13 protein-coding genes are annotated in these 15,778 nt (G+C 58.3%); 5 read left to right on the top strand and 8 right to left on the bottom strand.

Annotated elements, in window-relative coordinates:
- Positions 1–34: 34 nt before the first annotated feature.
- The 4 genes from GOV89_RS01460 to GOV89_RS01445 form a co-directional block, all read right to left on the bottom strand.
- The gene (locus tag GOV89_RS01460; RefSeq protein WP_171237268.1) at positions 35–391 is read right to left on the bottom strand and encodes a VOC family protein; all 357 of its coding nucleotides are present in this window, start codon (positions 389–391) and stop codon (positions 35–37) included.
- 148 nt (positions 392–539) lie between these two features.
- A complete protein-coding gene (locus GOV89_RS01455) occupies positions 540–1,991 on the bottom strand; it encodes an NAD(P)(+) transhydrogenase (Re/Si-specific) subunit beta (protein ID WP_171237267.1) in 1,452 nt (483 codons plus the stop codon).
- Positions 1,992–2,004: 13 nt separating this feature from the next.
- Positions 2,005–3,576 (bottom strand): Re/Si-specific NAD(P)(+) transhydrogenase subunit alpha, encoded by a 1,572-nt coding sequence (locus GOV89_RS01450; protein WP_171175231.1) that lies wholly within the window; start codon positions 3,574–3,576, stop codon positions 2,005–2,007.
- A 127-nt stretch (positions 3,577–3,703) separates the two neighbouring features.
- Positions 3,704–4,153, bottom strand: a complete 450-nt coding sequence (locus GOV89_RS01445; RefSeq protein ID WP_171175233.1) for an isoprenylcysteine carboxylmethyltransferase family protein — start codon at positions 4,151–4,153, stop codon at positions 3,704–3,706.
- A gap of 174 nt (positions 4,154–4,327) precedes the next feature.
- Between GOV89_RS01445 and kynU the strand changes: the two genes are divergently transcribed.
- Entirely contained in the window at positions 4,328–5,521 is a 1,194-nt protein-coding gene (kynU, locus tag GOV89_RS01440) for a kynureninase (RefSeq protein ID WP_171237266.1), read from the top strand.
- On the opposite strand, the gene GOV89_RS01435 is transcribed toward kynU, so the two are convergent.
- Complete coding sequence (locus GOV89_RS01435; RefSeq protein WP_171237265.1) at positions 5,514–6,092, bottom strand: TetR/AcrR family transcriptional regulator; 579 nt, start codon at positions 6,090–6,092, stop codon at positions 5,514–5,516. The two genes, kynU and GOV89_RS01435, sit on opposite strands and share 8 nt — an antisense overlap.
- A gap of 99 nt (positions 6,093–6,191) precedes the next feature.
- Between GOV89_RS01435 and GOV89_RS01430 the strand changes: the two genes are divergently transcribed.
- Positions 6,192–6,656, top strand: coding sequence for a (2Fe-2S)-binding protein (locus GOV89_RS01430; protein WP_171175239.1), 465 nt, complete (start codon positions 6,192–6,194; stop codon positions 6,654–6,656).
- A gap of 3 nt (positions 6,657–6,659) precedes the next feature.
- Positions 6,660–8,900: a xanthine dehydrogenase family protein molybdopterin-binding subunit gene (locus tag GOV89_RS01425; RefSeq protein WP_171237264.1), complete on the top strand. Its 2,241-nt coding sequence runs from the start codon at positions 6,660–6,662 to the stop codon at positions 8,898–8,900.
- A gap of 45 nt (positions 8,901–8,945) precedes the next feature.
- On the opposite strand, the gene GOV89_RS01420 is transcribed toward GOV89_RS01425, so the two are convergent.
- The 3 genes from GOV89_RS01420 to GOV89_RS01410 form a co-directional block, all read right to left on the bottom strand.
- Entirely contained in the window at positions 8,946–9,719 is a 774-nt protein-coding gene (locus GOV89_RS01420; protein WP_171237263.1) for a gamma-glutamyl-gamma-aminobutyrate hydrolase family protein, read from the bottom strand.
- Positions 9,720–9,939: 220 nt separating this feature from the next.
- Positions 9,940–10,365 (bottom strand): heme-binding protein, encoded by a 426-nt coding sequence (locus GOV89_RS01415; protein WP_171237262.1) that lies wholly within the window; start codon positions 10,363–10,365, stop codon positions 9,940–9,942.
- A gap of 79 nt (positions 10,366–10,444) precedes the next feature.
- A complete protein-coding gene (locus GOV89_RS01410; protein ID WP_171237261.1) occupies positions 10,445–12,580 on the bottom strand; it encodes a malate synthase G in 2,136 nt (711 codons plus the stop codon).
- Between the two features lie 209 nt (positions 12,581–12,789).
- On the opposite strand from GOV89_RS01410, the gene pepN reads away from it, so the two are divergent.
- Positions 12,790–15,342, top strand: coding sequence for an aminopeptidase N (pepN, locus tag GOV89_RS01405; protein WP_171237260.1), 2,553 nt, complete (start codon positions 12,790–12,792; stop codon positions 15,340–15,342).
- Positions 15,339–15,767: a hypothetical protein gene (locus GOV89_RS01400; RefSeq protein WP_171175252.1), complete on the top strand. Its 429-nt coding sequence runs from the start codon at positions 15,339–15,341 to the stop codon at positions 15,765–15,767. Before pepN ends, GOV89_RS01400 begins: the two co-directional genes overlap by 4 nt.
- The last annotated feature ends 11 nt before the right edge of the window (positions 15,768–15,778 follow it).

The following is a 15,778-nucleotide window of genomic DNA, read 5'->3' as shown; positions in this document are numbered from 1 at the left end:
TTACAGGGATACAAAGGTATACAAGCCGGCTATCTCATTGATTTGGTTGCCACAGCTCGATCGGGTTGCCCTCGGGATCGTGGATGCGTGCGAATTTCCCAACCTTGCTGTCCCAATCCGGATGCGTTTCAACGGCGATTCCAGCCGCCTCCAGTTGCCGAGTCATGGCCGCCAGATCATCGACACGGAAGTTGATCATCCATTGCTGATCTTCCCGCCCGAAATACTCGGTGTCCTGCGCAAACGGAGCAAAGACAGTATAGCCTTCGCGTTGTTTCCAAGGCACGGGATTGTAATGATCGACGCCCAGGTGTTCCGCGTACCACGCACTCAAAGCTTCTGGATCGCGTGCCCGAAAGAACACGCCCCCTATGCCATTCACCTTCTGCATCACAAACCTCCTGACCAAGCCATTTTATCACAATCCGCTGCTTCATCTGGCTAAAAATACCTTGGAGGTCAGGAGGCAAAGCCTCCTGCAATACAAAAAAGAAAAGGGCGCCCAAAGGCGCCCTTTGCAATTGGATTAAGCCTTTTGATCAGTCGATCATGGGCAGCAGCTTGTCGAGCGACTGTTTTGCGTCACCGTAGAACATGCGGGTGTTCTCTTTGAAGAACAGCGGGTTTTCGATGCCCGAATACCCGGTGCCCTGACCACGTTTCGACACAAACACCTGCTTGGCCTTCCAGCATTCCAGAACCGGCATGCCAGCAATGGGGCTGTTTGGATCTTCTTGTGCGGCCGGGTTCACGATGTCGTTCGAACCGATGACGATGGCCACATCCGTTTCAGGGAAGTCCTCGTTGATCTCGTCCATTTCCAGAACGATGTCATACGGCACCTTCGCCTCAGCCAACAGCACGTTCATATGGCCCGGCAGACGACCCGCAACAGGGTGGATTGCAAAGCGCACATTCTTGCCCTTGGCACGCAGCTTACGGACCAACTCGCTGACTGACTGCTGCGCCTGCGCCACGGCCATACCGTAACCCGGGATGATGATAACGCTGTCCGCATCGTTCAAAGCCGCAGCCACACCATCAGCCTCGATAGCCACCTGCTCGCCTTCGACCTCCATCTGCGGGCCCGAGCTGCCGCCAAAGCCGCCCAAGATCACGCTGACGAAATGCCGGTTCATCGCCTTACACATGATGTAAGACAGGATCGCACCGGACGAGCCCACCAGCGCACCGACGACGATCAGAAGGTCGTTGCCCAGGCTGAAGCCGATCGCGGCAGCCGCCCAGCCCGAATAGCTGTTCAGCATTGAAACAACCACCGGCATGTCGGCCCCGCCGATGCCCATGATCAGGTGATAGCCGATGAACAGCGCCGCCAGGGTCATCAAAAACAGCGGGAGGAAGCCACCGGTGCTGGTATACCAGAACAGGCAGATCAGCGAGAGACCCGCAGCCGCCGCGTTCAATGCATGACCGCCGGGCAGTTTGGTCGCCGCCGACGTTACCTTACCCGCCAGTTTGCCATAGGCTACAACCGAGCCGGTAAAGGTGATCGCACCGATGAAGATACCCAGGAACAGTTCCACGTGCAGGATTGCAAGTTCCGCCGGGGTTTTCTTGGCAATCAGCTTTGCGAATGCCCCCAGATCGGACAGGTCCGCATCTTTGGCGCTGTCAACGATGGCCATTACCTGCGCCACGTTGCCGATTTCAAAATGCGCATTGAAGCCCACAAAGACCGCTGCCAGACCAACCAGCGAGTGCATTGCTGCCACCAGTTGGGGCATTTCGGTCATCTGGACGCGCTGCGCTACGTATTGACCGATCAGACCGCCGCCAATGATCAGCAGGATCGACAGCAGCCACAGGCCAGAACCAGGGCCAACCAGAGTGGCAAAGACCGCCAGCGCCATACCGACGATGCCGTACCAGACCGCGCGCTTAGCGCTTTCTTGGTTCGACAGACCACCCAGCGACAGGATGAACAGAACAGCCGCAACAACGTAAGCGGCAGTAGTGAAGCCAATCATCTACCCGGCCTCCTTAAGATTTCTGGAACATGGCGAGCATGCGCCGGGTTACGAGGAAGCCGCCGAAGATGTTGATCCCGGCCATGAAGACAGACAGCGCCGCCAGCAGGATGACCAGGAACGACCCCGACCCGATCTGCATCAAGGCTCCGACGATGATAATCGACGAGATTGCGTTTGTGATCGCCATCAGCGGAGTGTGCAAGCTGTGTGCTACGCCCCAGATCACCTGGAAACCTACAAATACGGCCAACACAAACACGATAAAGTGCTGCATGAAGCTGGCCGGGGCCACCAGCCCCACCAGCAGCATCAGTGCGCCGCCAACACCCAGCAGGGTGAACTGCTGTTTGGTCTGCGCCTTGAAGGCCGCGATCTCTTGCGCTTTTTTCTCTTCCGGGGTCAGTTCTTTGACTTCCGGTTTCTTCTGCGCCGCAATCGCCTGTACCTTGGGCGGTGGCGGCGGGAAGGTGATCTCACCCTCATGGGTCACGGTCGCGCCGCGGATCACGTCATCTTCCATGTCGTGATTGATCTGACCGTCCTTCTCTGGCGTCAGGTCGGTCATCATGTGGCGGATGTTGGTGGCGTACAGAGACGAAGACTGCGCTGCCATCCGGCTGGGGAAGTCGGTATAACCGATGATGGTCACGCCATTGTCGGTCACGACCTTCTCGTCCGGCACGGTGCCTTCGACGTTGCCGCCACGCTCGGCTGCTAGGTCAACGATGACCGAACCCGGCTTCATCGCCTTAACCATATCCTCCAGCCACAGCTTCGGCGCCGGGCGGTTCGGGATCAAGGCGGTGGTGATGACGATGTCCATTTCCGGCGCAAGCTCACGGAACTTGGCAAGCTGCGCGTTGCGGAATTCCTCTGATTGAACTGAGGCATAACCACCGGTCGCCGCACCGTCCTGCTGTTCTTCCTCGAAGTCCAGATAGACGAATTCAGCCCCCATGGATTCGACCTGTTCGGCCACTTCGGGGCGCACGTCGAACGCATAGGTGATCGCGCCAAGTGAGGTCGAGGTCCCGATGGCCGCCAGACCCGCCACGCCCGCGCCCACGATCAAAACCTTGGCAGGCGGCACTTTACCGGCAGCCGTTACCTGACCGGTGAAGAAACGTCCAAAGTTGTTGCCTGCCTCGATCACCGCGCGGTAGCCCGCGATATTGGCCATCGAAGACAGCGCATCCATCTTCTGCGCGCGCGAGATACGCGGAACCATCTCCATCGCGATGACGTTGGCACCTTTGGATTTGGCCAGCTCCATCCCCTCTTCGTTCCCGGCTGGGTTGAAGAATGAAATCAGCGTCTTGCCTTTGGTCAGACGCTTCATCTCGGTCTCGGTTGGGATGCGAACCTTTGCGACGATGTCCGAGTTCTTCCACAAAGACGCGGCGGTTTTGACGACCTCGACACCGACCGCCTCATAAGCCGCATCCGAGAACCCGGCAGCGGCACCCGCGCCTTTCTCGATGGCGCAGTCATAGCCCAGTTTCTGCAACTGCACAGCGGAGTCCGGCGTCATCGCGACCCGGTTCTCGCCATCCAATATTTCCTTCGGTGTGCCTATTTTCACTGGCAATCCCCCTATTTCTAAGGCCGAGCAGGTCCTCGGGTATGATTCGTTAAGAAAAGATGTATCTTGCGCAACTTTATTTCGCAAGCGCAGCATCCGTTACGTAGTGTCATGGAGGTGCCCACTCCTAAACCCAGCGACGCGTTTTGCGTTCATATCGGGCGAAATCCGCGCGGAAGGTGCGGCGCAACCGGTCCTCTTCTGGCACAATGAACCGACGCTCCAGTACCCAGACAAAGATGGGCACCAGCACCAGCGAGAAGATTGCATCAAACCGAAGGATCAGACCGGTTAGGATCAGAACGTCACCCAGATAGATCGGATTGCGGCTGCGCCTGTAAATGCCCGACTGTACCATGGCACTGGGCGTTTCATGTGGAATCACAGTGGTCTGATGCCGGCGAAACTCAAAAACCGCAAGAACCGCAAGAAGAACGCCGCCGCCGATCAAGACACCGCTGATTAGGTCGGTCAGCCCACCGTCCAACGACAGGCCAAGCCCCATGTATCGGCCCTGTAGCCAAGCCAGCAGGACAAAGCCCGCAAGCCACACAGGGGGAACATCGATCCAGCGCATAGTCTGTCCTTCGCGGGTGACGCCACGTAAGGATACGTGTCGTTTCTGGGCGCTGTCCTACCGTTTTCAGGTCAGAATAGCAAAACCCACGATGTCGCATCAGTGGACAGGCTGCTGCGGATCAGATACGCCGGTGGGTAAACAGCGACAGATAAACACAAAAAACGAGCTTTCATGACCGATTTCGCAGCAACCAAAGCCATGTTCGACCTGCCCGAGGGTGTGATCTATCTGGATGGCAACTCTCTGGGCCCCCTGCCTAAATCAGCGACCTCGCGCGTGCAGGATATGCTGACAGATGAATGGGGTCAGATGTTGATCACCGGGTGGAACAAGGCGGGCTGGATGGGGCTACCCACTGGGCTGGGCGATCGCATCGGCCGCTTGATCGGTGCCGAACAAGGCAGCGTCGTCACCGGCGACACCCTGTCAATCAAGGTGTATCAGGCAGTGGCCTCCGCGCTTGAGCTCAACCCGTCCCGAAAGGTTGTGCTGTCAGATAACGGCAACTTCCCGTCAGACCTGTACATGGCGGATGGCCTGCTACGCTCGCTGGGCGAAGACTATGAGCTGCGCATTGTAGACCCAGAGGATGTGGCAGAAGCAATCACAGAAGAGGTTGCGGTTTTGATGCTGACCGAAGTCGATTACCGCTCGGGCCGGATGCATGACATGAAAGCGCTGACCGAACTTGCACATGCAAACGGCGTGATAACGGTCTGGGATCTTGCGCATTCCGCCGGTGCAATTCCCGTTGATCTGGAAGGTTGCAATGCCGACTTTGCTGTAGGCTGCACATATAAATACCTCAACGGCGGCCCTGGCGCACCGGCCTTTATCTATGTCGCACCTCGACTGGCTGAAACGGTGCGTCCGGCCCTGTCTGGTTGGCTGGGGCACGAAGCCCCCTTTGCGTTTGATCTGGATTATCGCCCCGGCAGCGGGATCGAACGGATGCGCGTGGGCACGCCACCCGTGATCCAAATGACGGCTTTAGCCGCGGCCATGGACATCTGGGACATGGCCGAAATGGCAGATGTCCGAGCAAAGTCCATTGAATTGACTGAGCTCTTCATAACCCGCGTCGAAGCCGCCTGCCCCGAACTGCAACTGGCCAGCCCAAGAACGCCAGAGGTGCGTGGCAGCCAGGTCTCATTCCGCTTCACAGAAGGCTACGCTGCGATGCAGGCCCTGATCGCACGGGGTGTAATTGGCGATTTCCGTGCGCCAGATATCATGCGCTTTGGTTTTACGCCGCTTTACATCGACGAGGCCGACGTAATCCGAGCAACCGAGATTATGGCCGATGTGATGCAGAACAAGTTGTGGGACGCGCCGGAATATAAGATCCGCCAGCGCGTTACCTGACCTCAAGCCCAGCACCGAAAAGGGCGGCAACCTGCGCCACCTGCTGTTCATAGACTTCGGCCCCGGCGCCGATCAGCTTTAGCCCCTTGAGCGTGGCGGTGATCGTCCGACCGGTCTCTGCCGCGTCCGTCTGAAGGCGAACCCGTCCCGCCTGTTCCTGTTGCGTCAGCCAATCCGCATAAAGCCCTGCCAGTTTAGCCTCACCCGCAGCGATGATTTCAGAAGACAGGGATTTGGTGTTGTCCAGCATCTCGAGCCCGTGTGGAGAGGCCAGGATTTCAGCCATCCCGTCCGTCTGCGCCTGCACCGCACGCGTCAAAACCTCGGGCACCGACCCTTGCGTCGCCAGTGCTTCGGCGACCGCAACGCTTTTTTCGGCGTAGTACAATTCGGTCAGCTTGCTGACGATCGCCTCTTTGTTCTTGTAGTGCAGATAGACCGCTGGCCGCGACATCCCCGCCCCACGCGCAATATCGTCCATCGAAGTCTTACGATACCCGTAGGTGGAAAAGGCTTGAAACGCCGAGTTCAGGATCGCCTTTTGCCGTGAATCGTCATTCGTGTCTTTCATAACCGAAGCACTGACATTTTTTGTTGAAATTGTCAATTGACAGCATGACACTTTTCGCTAAATATGTCAGAAACCAGCCACAGCAAGAAGAGGTGCGCCATGGCGACGGCCCTTAAGATCAATGGAAAGCAACATCAGGTAGACCTGCCTGATGACGTCCCCCTGCTCTGGGTTCTGCGGGATGAGGTCGGATTGACCGGCACTAAATTCGGCTGCGGCGTTGCCGCCTGCGGAGCATGCACCGTTCATATCGACGGCGAGGCCGTGCGGTCCTGTCAGGTCGCGTTGTCGGATGTTTGGGGTGACGTGACCACAATTGAAGGCATCGGAGCACCAGACACCCTAGCCGCCATCCAGCAAGCTTGGGTCGATCATCAGGTTGCGCAATGCGGATATTGCCAGTCTGGACAGATCATGCAGGCCACTGCCTTGCTGGCAGAAAACCCGGCACCTACCGATGCAGACATCGATGAAGCAATGCAGGGCAACCTTTGCCGCTGTGGCACTTACCCCCGCATCCGGGCCGCAATCCACGACGCAGCGTCCAAGCTGAAGGAGGCATAAGCTATGGGTAAAGTTGGCAAAATCCTCCGTCGCACGTTCCTGATCGGCTCTGCTGCAATTGTTGGCGGTGTGGCCTTTGGCGCATATTACGTCACCCGCCCAGCCGCCAATCCGCTAAAACCCGGTGAAGGTCAGGCCGCGCTGAACCCGTTCGTATTGATCGATCAAAATGGCGTCACCCTGTTCGCCCCCCGCGCTGAAATGGGTCAGGGCGTGAAAACCACTTGGGCCGCGCTGATTGCCGAGGAACTGGACGTCGACCTGGATCAGATCACCGTTCTGCATGGCCCGGCGGCAGCGGCCTATTACAACTCCGCCCTGGTGGGCGAAGGACTGCCCAACAAGGGTTATGACATCTCGAATTTCCAGCACAATTTGGGTGAAGCACTGGGCGTTTTGGGCAAGACGCTGAGCCTGCAGGTCACTGGTGGTTCGACCTCGATGAAAGACGGGTTCGAGCGGATGCGGCAAGCTGGTGCTTCGGCGCGCGAAACGCTGAAACGCGCAGCCGCAGATCGGTTAGGCGTTGATCCTTTAGAGCTGCAAACAGCCTCGGGCCACGTTATTGCGCCCAACGGCGACAAGATTGCCTATTCCGAGCTTGCCGAGGATGCAGCTGGATTGGAACCGGTCGAAGTGCCTTTGCGCGATCCGTCCGAGTGGCGCTATCTGGGCCGGACCCAACCGCGTCTGGACATGGTTGGCAAGGTGACCGGCACGGCCGAGTTCGGCGTTGATGTCCGCCTGCCGGGCATGAAATTCGCGGCCGTACGCATGAACCCCAAATTGGGCGGCGCGATGAATGGCTTTGATGACGGTGCCGCCCAATCCATGCCAGGGGTCGAGAAGATTGTCGATCTGGGTACAGGTGTGGCCGTGATCGCCAACAACACCTGGTTGGCAAACCAAGCGGTTGAGGCCATCGACGTTGACTGGGGCGACGCGCCCTATCCACCGGAAACCGACGGTATCTTTGCCAAGATAGCCGAGGCGTTTGACGACGCGCCGAATTCGACCATGCGCGACGACGGCGATGTCAGCGTGACGCCCGAGGGCGCGACGGAAATCACCGCCGAATACCAAGTGCCCTATCTGGCCCACGCCACGATGGAGCCGATGAATGCCACCGCACTGTATACCGGAAATGCAGTGGAGCTGTGGTGCGGCAATCAGGCCCCGACCCTGATTCAGTTCCGTGTCGCGAACACCGCCAATTTGGACACGGACGCGGTGCAGATTCACACCACCTATCTGGGGGGCGGATTTGGCCGCCGGGGCGAGTTGGATTTTGGCGAGATCGCCACCAAGGTTGCCATGGCCATGCCCGGCACGCCGGTTCAGACGACCTGGAGCCGCGAAGAAGACATGCGCCATGATTATTACCGCCCCGGCGCAATCGCTCGGATGCGTGGTGCAGTGCACGACGGCAAAGCCGTTATAATCGACGGCAAGGTTGCTTCGCAATCCCCAACCCAGCAGGCGGTTGAACGCTACACCGGCTTCCCCGGTGGCGGCCCCGACAAGGTGCTGGTCGAAGGATTCTTTAACCAACCCTACGCAGTGCCAAACTATCGCATGAGTGGTCATATCGCGGATCTGGCCGTCCCGGTGGGCTTCTGGCGCTCGGTCGGTAACAGCCACAATGGCTTTTTCCATGAGACATTCATGGATGAAATGGCCCATGCCGCAGGGCGCGACCCGCTGGAGTTTCGACTTGAGTTGATGAAGTCCGAACACGCCCCCTCTGCCGGGTGTCTTGAAGCCGTGAAAGAGATGTCGGGCTGGACCGGCAAAACGCCTGATGGCGTAGGCCGGGGTGTCGCCTTTGCCTACAGCTTTGGCACACCCGTGGCACAAGTGATCGAGGTCGTCGACGAAGACGGCACCATCCGCATCAACAAGGCGTGGATCGCCTGCGACATGGGGCTTGCGCTGGATCCTGACAACGTCAAGGCGCAGATGTTCGGCGGCATGATCTATGGCCTGTCCGCCGCGTGCTATGGCGAAATCACCTTTGCAGATGGCGAAGCGGAACAGTTCAATTTCCCTGACTATGACGCCATTCGCATGCACACGGCCCCGCAGGTCGAGGTGCGCGTTCTCGAAACCAACCGCCACATGGGTGGCGCAGGAGAGCCCGGCACGCCCCCCTCGATGCCCGCGCTCGGAAATGCCCTGTTTGATCTGACCGGAGAACGCGCCCGCAGCCTGCCGCTGATCAATCAGTTCAACCTGCTGGTTTGATCAGAAAACGTCGGCTCGCCGCCCCCTCGGCGCGCCAGCGTAAAACTACGCGGTTTTCTGGAACACCTGCGCACCCTTGGACCAGGCTTGCACTGCTGCACCAAAAGCCTCGAACAGAGGGCGCGACACCGGGTCGTTTATGGCATCCCATTCGGGGTGCCACTGAACGGACAGCGTAAAGCCAGGCGCGTCCTTGATATAGATCGCCTCGGGCGTGCCGTCGGGCGCGTGACCGTCAATGACGACGCGCTCGCCAATGGTCTTGATGCCCTGCCCGTGTAGCGTGTTGGTCATGACCTCGGTCGCACCAAACAGGTCATGGAACACGCCGCCTTCATCCAGTTTTACAACATGCCGCAGCGCAAATTTCTCTTCTAGCGTACCGTCGGGCGGCATCCGGTGGTTCATGCGCCCCGGCAAGTCCCGGATCTCGGGATACAGCGTTCCACCCATCGCCACATTGACCTCTTGAAACCCGCGGCAGATGCCCAGAAACGGTTGTCCACGTTCCACACAAGCGCGAACCAGCGGCAGAGTGATGGCGTCGCGTGCCCGGTCGAACTCTCCATGCGCTTCGGTTTCAGGTTCACCGTATTCTTCCGGATGCACATTAGGGCGACCGCCGGTCAGCAGAAAGCCGTCGCAGACCTCCAGCAACTCATCGACCGTCACATAGCGCGGGTCCGCAGGGATCAGCAGCGGCAGACATCCCGACACATTGGCAACCGCGTCCGAATTCATCGTCCCACCCGCATGTGTCGGGTATTGGTCATTCATGAGATACGAGTTGCCGATGATACCGACGACAGGACGAGACATTCCGCTTTCCTTGTTGTTCCATTGCTTAACATGGAAGCTAGCGGCAGCCTCTCAGACGTGCAAGAATACACGCCCTGCATGACAGCGCAGGGACGTGTTCGACAATGCACAACGAGATCCTGAAACTCACCCAATAGGCAAAACTAAATTCCCAATAATGGCTAAATTTTGGGAAATTTTTCTGTAAATTGGTGATTCCGCGGATGAAGCTCTCGAAGCGTTAAATTTCGCCGATCAAGCCAGCTGCCTCAATTCCCGCCATTGCAGCCACTGCATCATTGTCCGAGGTGTCACCTGTGACTCCGACAGCCCCGATCACAGCGCCTTTCCGGTCGCGCAACAGAACACCACCTGGAACCGGGACGACCTGCCCGCCATAGACGCCATTCACTGCAGCCATGAAATAGGCCTGCGCCTCGGCGCGCTGCATCTGCGCAGTCCCGGCCATGCCCAACATGACCGAGCCATAGGCCTTGCCATGCGCAATCGCGAAACGACCCGGGGCGGCACCGTCTTCGCGTTCGAAGGCGATGACATGACCGCCCGCATCGAGAACCACGACAGACAGAGGTTTCAACTCCATCTCGCGCCCCTTCTCAAGAGCCTTACGAATGATGGTGCGCGCTTTGCGCAAAGAAATAGCCATCTCTGATCCCTTTCATTTGGATAAAACCTTCTTTGGAAAACAAGGGGTAGATACTACCCCTTGCCCCGACCCAAACCGTTTACGCCCGGCTTGCCTTCAACTCCAGACGACGGGCGTGCAGAACCGGCTCGGTATAGCCCGAAGGCTGCACCCGCCCCTTGAACACCAGATCGCAGGCTGCCTGAAAGGCGATGCCGTCAAAGCTTGGCGCCATAGGCGTATAGCTGGGGTCGCTGTCGTTCTGACGATCCACGACGGCCGCCATCTTCTGCAGCGCGGCCATTACCTGTGCTTCGTCCACGATGCCATGGTGCAGCCAATTGGCCAGCGCCTGAGACGAAATCCGGCAGGTTGCGCGGTCTTCCATGAGACCGATGTCGTTGATGTCCGGCACCTTGGAGCAGCCCACGCCCTGATCGACCCAGCGCACCACATAGCCGAGAATGCCCTGAGCGTTGTTTTCGACCTCACGAGTGATTTCATCGTCGCCTAAATTCCGACCATCCAGCAGTGGAATGGTCAGCAGGTCATCCAGCGTACCGCGCGCACCTCCGGCAGCCAGTTCATCCTGGCACGCAAGCACATCAACCTTGTGATAATGCGTCGCGTGCAGCGTCGCGGCGGTTGGCGAAGGCACCCAGGCGCAGGTCGCGCCAGACATCGGGTGCCCGATCTTGGCGTCTAGCATGTCGCCCATGCGATCCGGCATCGCCCACATGCCCTTGCCAATCTGCGCTTTGCCTTTCAAGCCGCAGGCCAAGCCGATATCGACGTTGCGATCTTCGTATGAGGCAATCCAGGGCGTATTTTTAATATCGCCTTTGGGCAGCATTGGGCCGGCTTCCATTGACGTGTGGATTTCATCCCCGGTCCGGTCCAAAAAACCGGTGTTGATGAACGCCACGCGCGACTTCGCCGCCCGAATACATTCTTTGAGGTTGGCCGAGGTGCGCCGTTCCTCATCCATGATGCCCAGCTTCACGGTGTTGCGGGGCAAGCCAAGAATGTCTTCGACCATGTCGAAAATCTCGACCGAGAACGCAACTTCCTTGGGCCCGTGCATCTTGGGCTTTACGACGTAGACCGAACCTTCGACCGAGTTACCGCCTTCGCGCTTCAGATCGTGCATGGCGATCAAAGTGGTGCACAGTGCATCCATCAGCCCTTCACCGATCTCGCGCCCCTCTGCGTCCAGCACAGCCGGGTTGGTCATCAGGTGGCCTACATTACGCACCAGCATCAGCGACCGGCCTTTCAGCGTGGCCTGACCGCCTGACGATGTAGTGAAGCTCAGGTCGTCAGCCAGCTTGCGGGTGAACGTGGTGCCGCCTTTTGTCACCTCTTCGGTCAGGTCGCCTTTCATCAGACCCAGCCAATTGCCATAGGCCACCACCTTGTCGGCGGCATCGACACAGGCGACCGAGTCCTCGCAGTCCATGATCGTCGACAACGCTGATTCAAGCCGGACGTCTGCGATTCCGGCGGGGTCGGTTGCACCAATGGTGCTTGAAGGGTCAATCATGATCTGAATGTGCAGACCATTGTTTTTCAGCAGTACGAATTCCGGCGTGTCCGCCGCACCACCGAATCCGGCAAATTGCGCGGGGTTGGCCAGGGCCGGCACAATCCCTTTGTCCTTTACAGTCAGGCTGGACACATCCGCCCAAGACCCAGATGCCAACGGCACAACATCGTCCAGAAAGGCTTTGGCCCACGCGATCACACGCGCGCCACGCGCGGCGTCATAGCTACCTCCTGTCGGCAAATCACCCATAGCGTCGGTTCCATAAAGCGCGTCGTACAGACTGCCCCAACGGGCATTGGCAGCATTCAAGGCAAAACGGGCATTTGTGATCGGCACCACAAGCTGCGGTCCTGGGGTCAGGGCGATCTCGGGGTCGACATTTTCCGTTTCGATCTGGAAGCGATCCTTTTCTGGAACCAGATAACCGATCTCTTTCAGGAAAGCCTGATATTCGGCCGGGTCGATTTCCTGCCCCCTGCGGGCCATATGCCAGCCATCGACACGGCTTTGAATCTCGGACCGTTTCGCCAGAAGGTCGCGGTTCTTCGGCCCAAGCTCATTCACCATCCGTGCCAGACCTGCCCAGAACTGCTGAGGAGACACATCCGTACCTGGAAGCGCCTGCGTCTCTATAAACTCTGCCAATATCGGATCGATCTGCAGCCCGCTCAGAGTCTGTCTGCCAGTCATGTTACCGCTCTCCCACAATTGTGTGCCACTGTATGCTTTGATGCATTTAGGCGGAAAATTTCCGATGGGCAACTTTTGACGCGCGGTTTGCAATGTTTGGTTTTCCCGGAGGCTGCTTGAAAATCACCAAGCGAATGAAGCGGGCCAGTTGCAGCCCCTGACCGAAGCCCCTAACGTCGCGCCAAACCCGTACGGATACGAGGCCCCAGATGCGCGACGCTGCACCCACAACAATTTACCTGAAAGACTACACGCCGTTTGGCTATCTGGTGGACAGCGTGCACCTGACTTTTGACCTTGCAGACCACGCCACCCGAGTCACATCCCGCATCGCTTTCCGCCCAAACCCCGATGCCACGGAGCGGACCTTCTTTCTGCACGGGGAAGACCTCGCGCTGATCAGCGCCTCGATCAACGGCGCTGAAGTCACGCCGGATGTGACAGACAAGGGCCTGACAGTCGACATACCGGATGAACCCTTCATCTGGGAGGCCGAAGTCGAGATCGATCCCGGCAATAACACCGCGCTGGAAGGGCTTTACATGTCGAACGGCATGTACTGCACGCAATGCGAGGCAGAGGGGTTTCGCAAAATCACCTATTACCCCGACCGCCCGGACGTCATGTCCACCTTTACCGTGCGTATCAACGGCGACCTTCCGGTATTGTTGTCCAACGGCAACCCGTCGGGCAAGGGTGAAGGCTGGGCCGAATGGACCGACCCATGGCCCAAGCCGGCCTATCTGTTTGCACTGGTCGCAGGAGACCTGATCGCCCACCCCGGCCAATTCACCACCAAGTCGGGCCGCGACGTGGAATTGAACCTGTGGGTTCGTCCCGGCGATGAAGGCAAATGCGCCTTTGGCATGGAAGCCTTGAAAAAATCGATGAAATGGGACGAGGACGTCTATGGCCGCGAATACGATCTAGACGTATTCAACATTGTCGCCGTGGACGATTTCAACATGGGCGCAATGGAAAACAAGGGGCTGAACATCTTTAACTCGTCGGCTGTTCTGGCCAGCCCCGAAACCTCGACCGATGCGAATTTCGAACGCATCGAAGCAATTATCGCACATGAATATTTTCACAACTGGACCGGCAACCGCATCACCTGCCGCGACTGGTTTCAGCTGTGTCTGAAAGAAGGACTGACGGTATTTCGCGATGCGCAGTTCACATCCGATATGCGCTCGGCACCGGTGAAACGCATCCACGACGCCATAGACCTGCGCGCGCGCCAGTTCCCCGAAGACAACGGCCCCCTGTCACACCCGGTTCGCCCCGAGAGCTTTCAGGAGATCAACAACTTCTACACCGCGACCGTCTATGAGAAAGGTGCCGAAGTAATCGGAATGCTGAAACGCTTGGTCGGGGATGACGCCTATGCCAAAGCGCTGGACCTGTACTTTGACTGCCATGACGGCCAAGCCTGCACCATCGAGGACTGGATCAAGGTCTTTGAAGACACCACCGGCCGCGATCTGACTCAATTCCAGCGCTGGTACAGCCAATCGGGTACGCCACGCGTCACCGTTTCAGAAAACTGGGCGGACGGCATTTATACCCTGACGTTGAAACAGCGCACCGAGCCGACGCCGGGGCAAATTGAAAAGCAGCCTCAGGTGATCCCAGTTTCCGTGGGCCTGTTGGGGGCCAATGGGGATGAGGTCCGCCCAACCGAAGTGTTGGAACTGACTGAAGCTGAGCAAAGCTTTCAATTCACCGAGCTCGCCGCGAAACCCACACCGTCGATCCTGCGTGATTTCTCAGCGCCGGTTATTCTTGAGCATGATGTCAGCAACGCCGAGCGCGCTTTTCTGCTGGCTCACGATACAGATCCGTTTAACCGCTGGCAGGCTGGGCGGTCTTTGGCGCAAGATACTTTGCTGCGAATGATCCTGGATGATGCCGCACCAGATGCCGATTACATTGATGGGTTGCTGGCTGTACTGCGCGACGGGGATTTGGATCCAGCGTACCGGGCCTTGATGCTGGGGCTACCGACGCAATCGGAACTGGCGGCAAGCCTTTTTGAACGCGGCCATACCCCCGATCCGATGATGATCTGGACGGCAATTGAGACGCTGCGGCAGGCAACAGCCCAGCATGTACAGGATCTGTTGCCCCGGCTACACAGCGAAGCCTTGGTGGATGGCCCCTATGCGCCGGACGCTGCGCAATCCGGCAAACGCGCTCTTGGCAGCGCCGCGCTGGCGCTGACCACCCGACTGGATGGCGGAGCAATGGCGGCTGAGGCGTATGGCAATGCAGATAACATGACCCTGCAACTGACCGCCTTGTCCTGCCTGCTGCGCGCACGCAAAGGTGAGGCCGAATTGGCCGCGTTCTACAGCCAGTGGCAGCATGACCGTCTTGTCATGGACAAATGGTTTGGCCTTCAAGTGGCAATGGCCGGGCCTGAGGCAACACCCGGTGTGGCACAATCTCTGACGCAGCACGCTGACTTCAACTGGAAGAACCCCAATCGCTTCCGCGCAGTAATGGGCGCACTGGCCATGAACCACGCCGGTTTCCATCAGCCTGACGGTGCAGGCTATGCCCTGCTAGCCGATTGGCTGATCCGGCTGGACCCGGTGAACCCACAAACCACTGCGCGGATGTGTTCTGCATTTCAAACGTGGAAACGATATGATGCAGATCGACAGGAGTTAATGCGCGCGCAGCTTTCTCGCGTTGCCGAAACCCCAAACCTGTCGCGTGACACCAGCGAAATGGTGTCGCGCATCCTTGGCGCATGACTGACTACTCTTTTGCCCGGCAGAACCGGAGCACACGCACTTTGGTCATCCTGGCCAGCGTTTATGCAGGTTTGATGACTCTGGTCCTGCTGTTTGACGCAGCGTGGTGGATCGTCTGGCTGCTGGCACTGGCCACCCTGCCCGCAGTTTGGGACGTGGTTCAAAACACGCGCGCAGGCGTTCAGATCGACCAGACCGCCATTCGCTGGTTCACTGGCAAGCGCCAGGGTGAAATCATGCTGAACGACATTGATTTCTTTCGTTTTGACACCCGCTGGGACTTTTCCGTGCGTGTCTCGATCGTCTTGGAATCGGGCAAGCGAATCCGTTTACCGGACGAGTCGCTCCCGCCGCACCGAGAACTGGAACCCGTTCTGACACAGGCCGGTTTTCGCGTAGAGCGCCATCATTTCACTGTTTTCTGAAACACTGGTCC

It is taken from the genome of Ruegeria sp. HKCCA5763, from assembly GCF_013034545.1.
Lineage (GTDB): Bacteria > Pseudomonadota > Alphaproteobacteria > Rhodobacterales > Rhodobacteraceae > Ruegeria.
The sequence above is the reverse complement of the archived record's forward strand: the minus strand, read 5'-3'. Positions and strand labels throughout refer to the sequence as shown.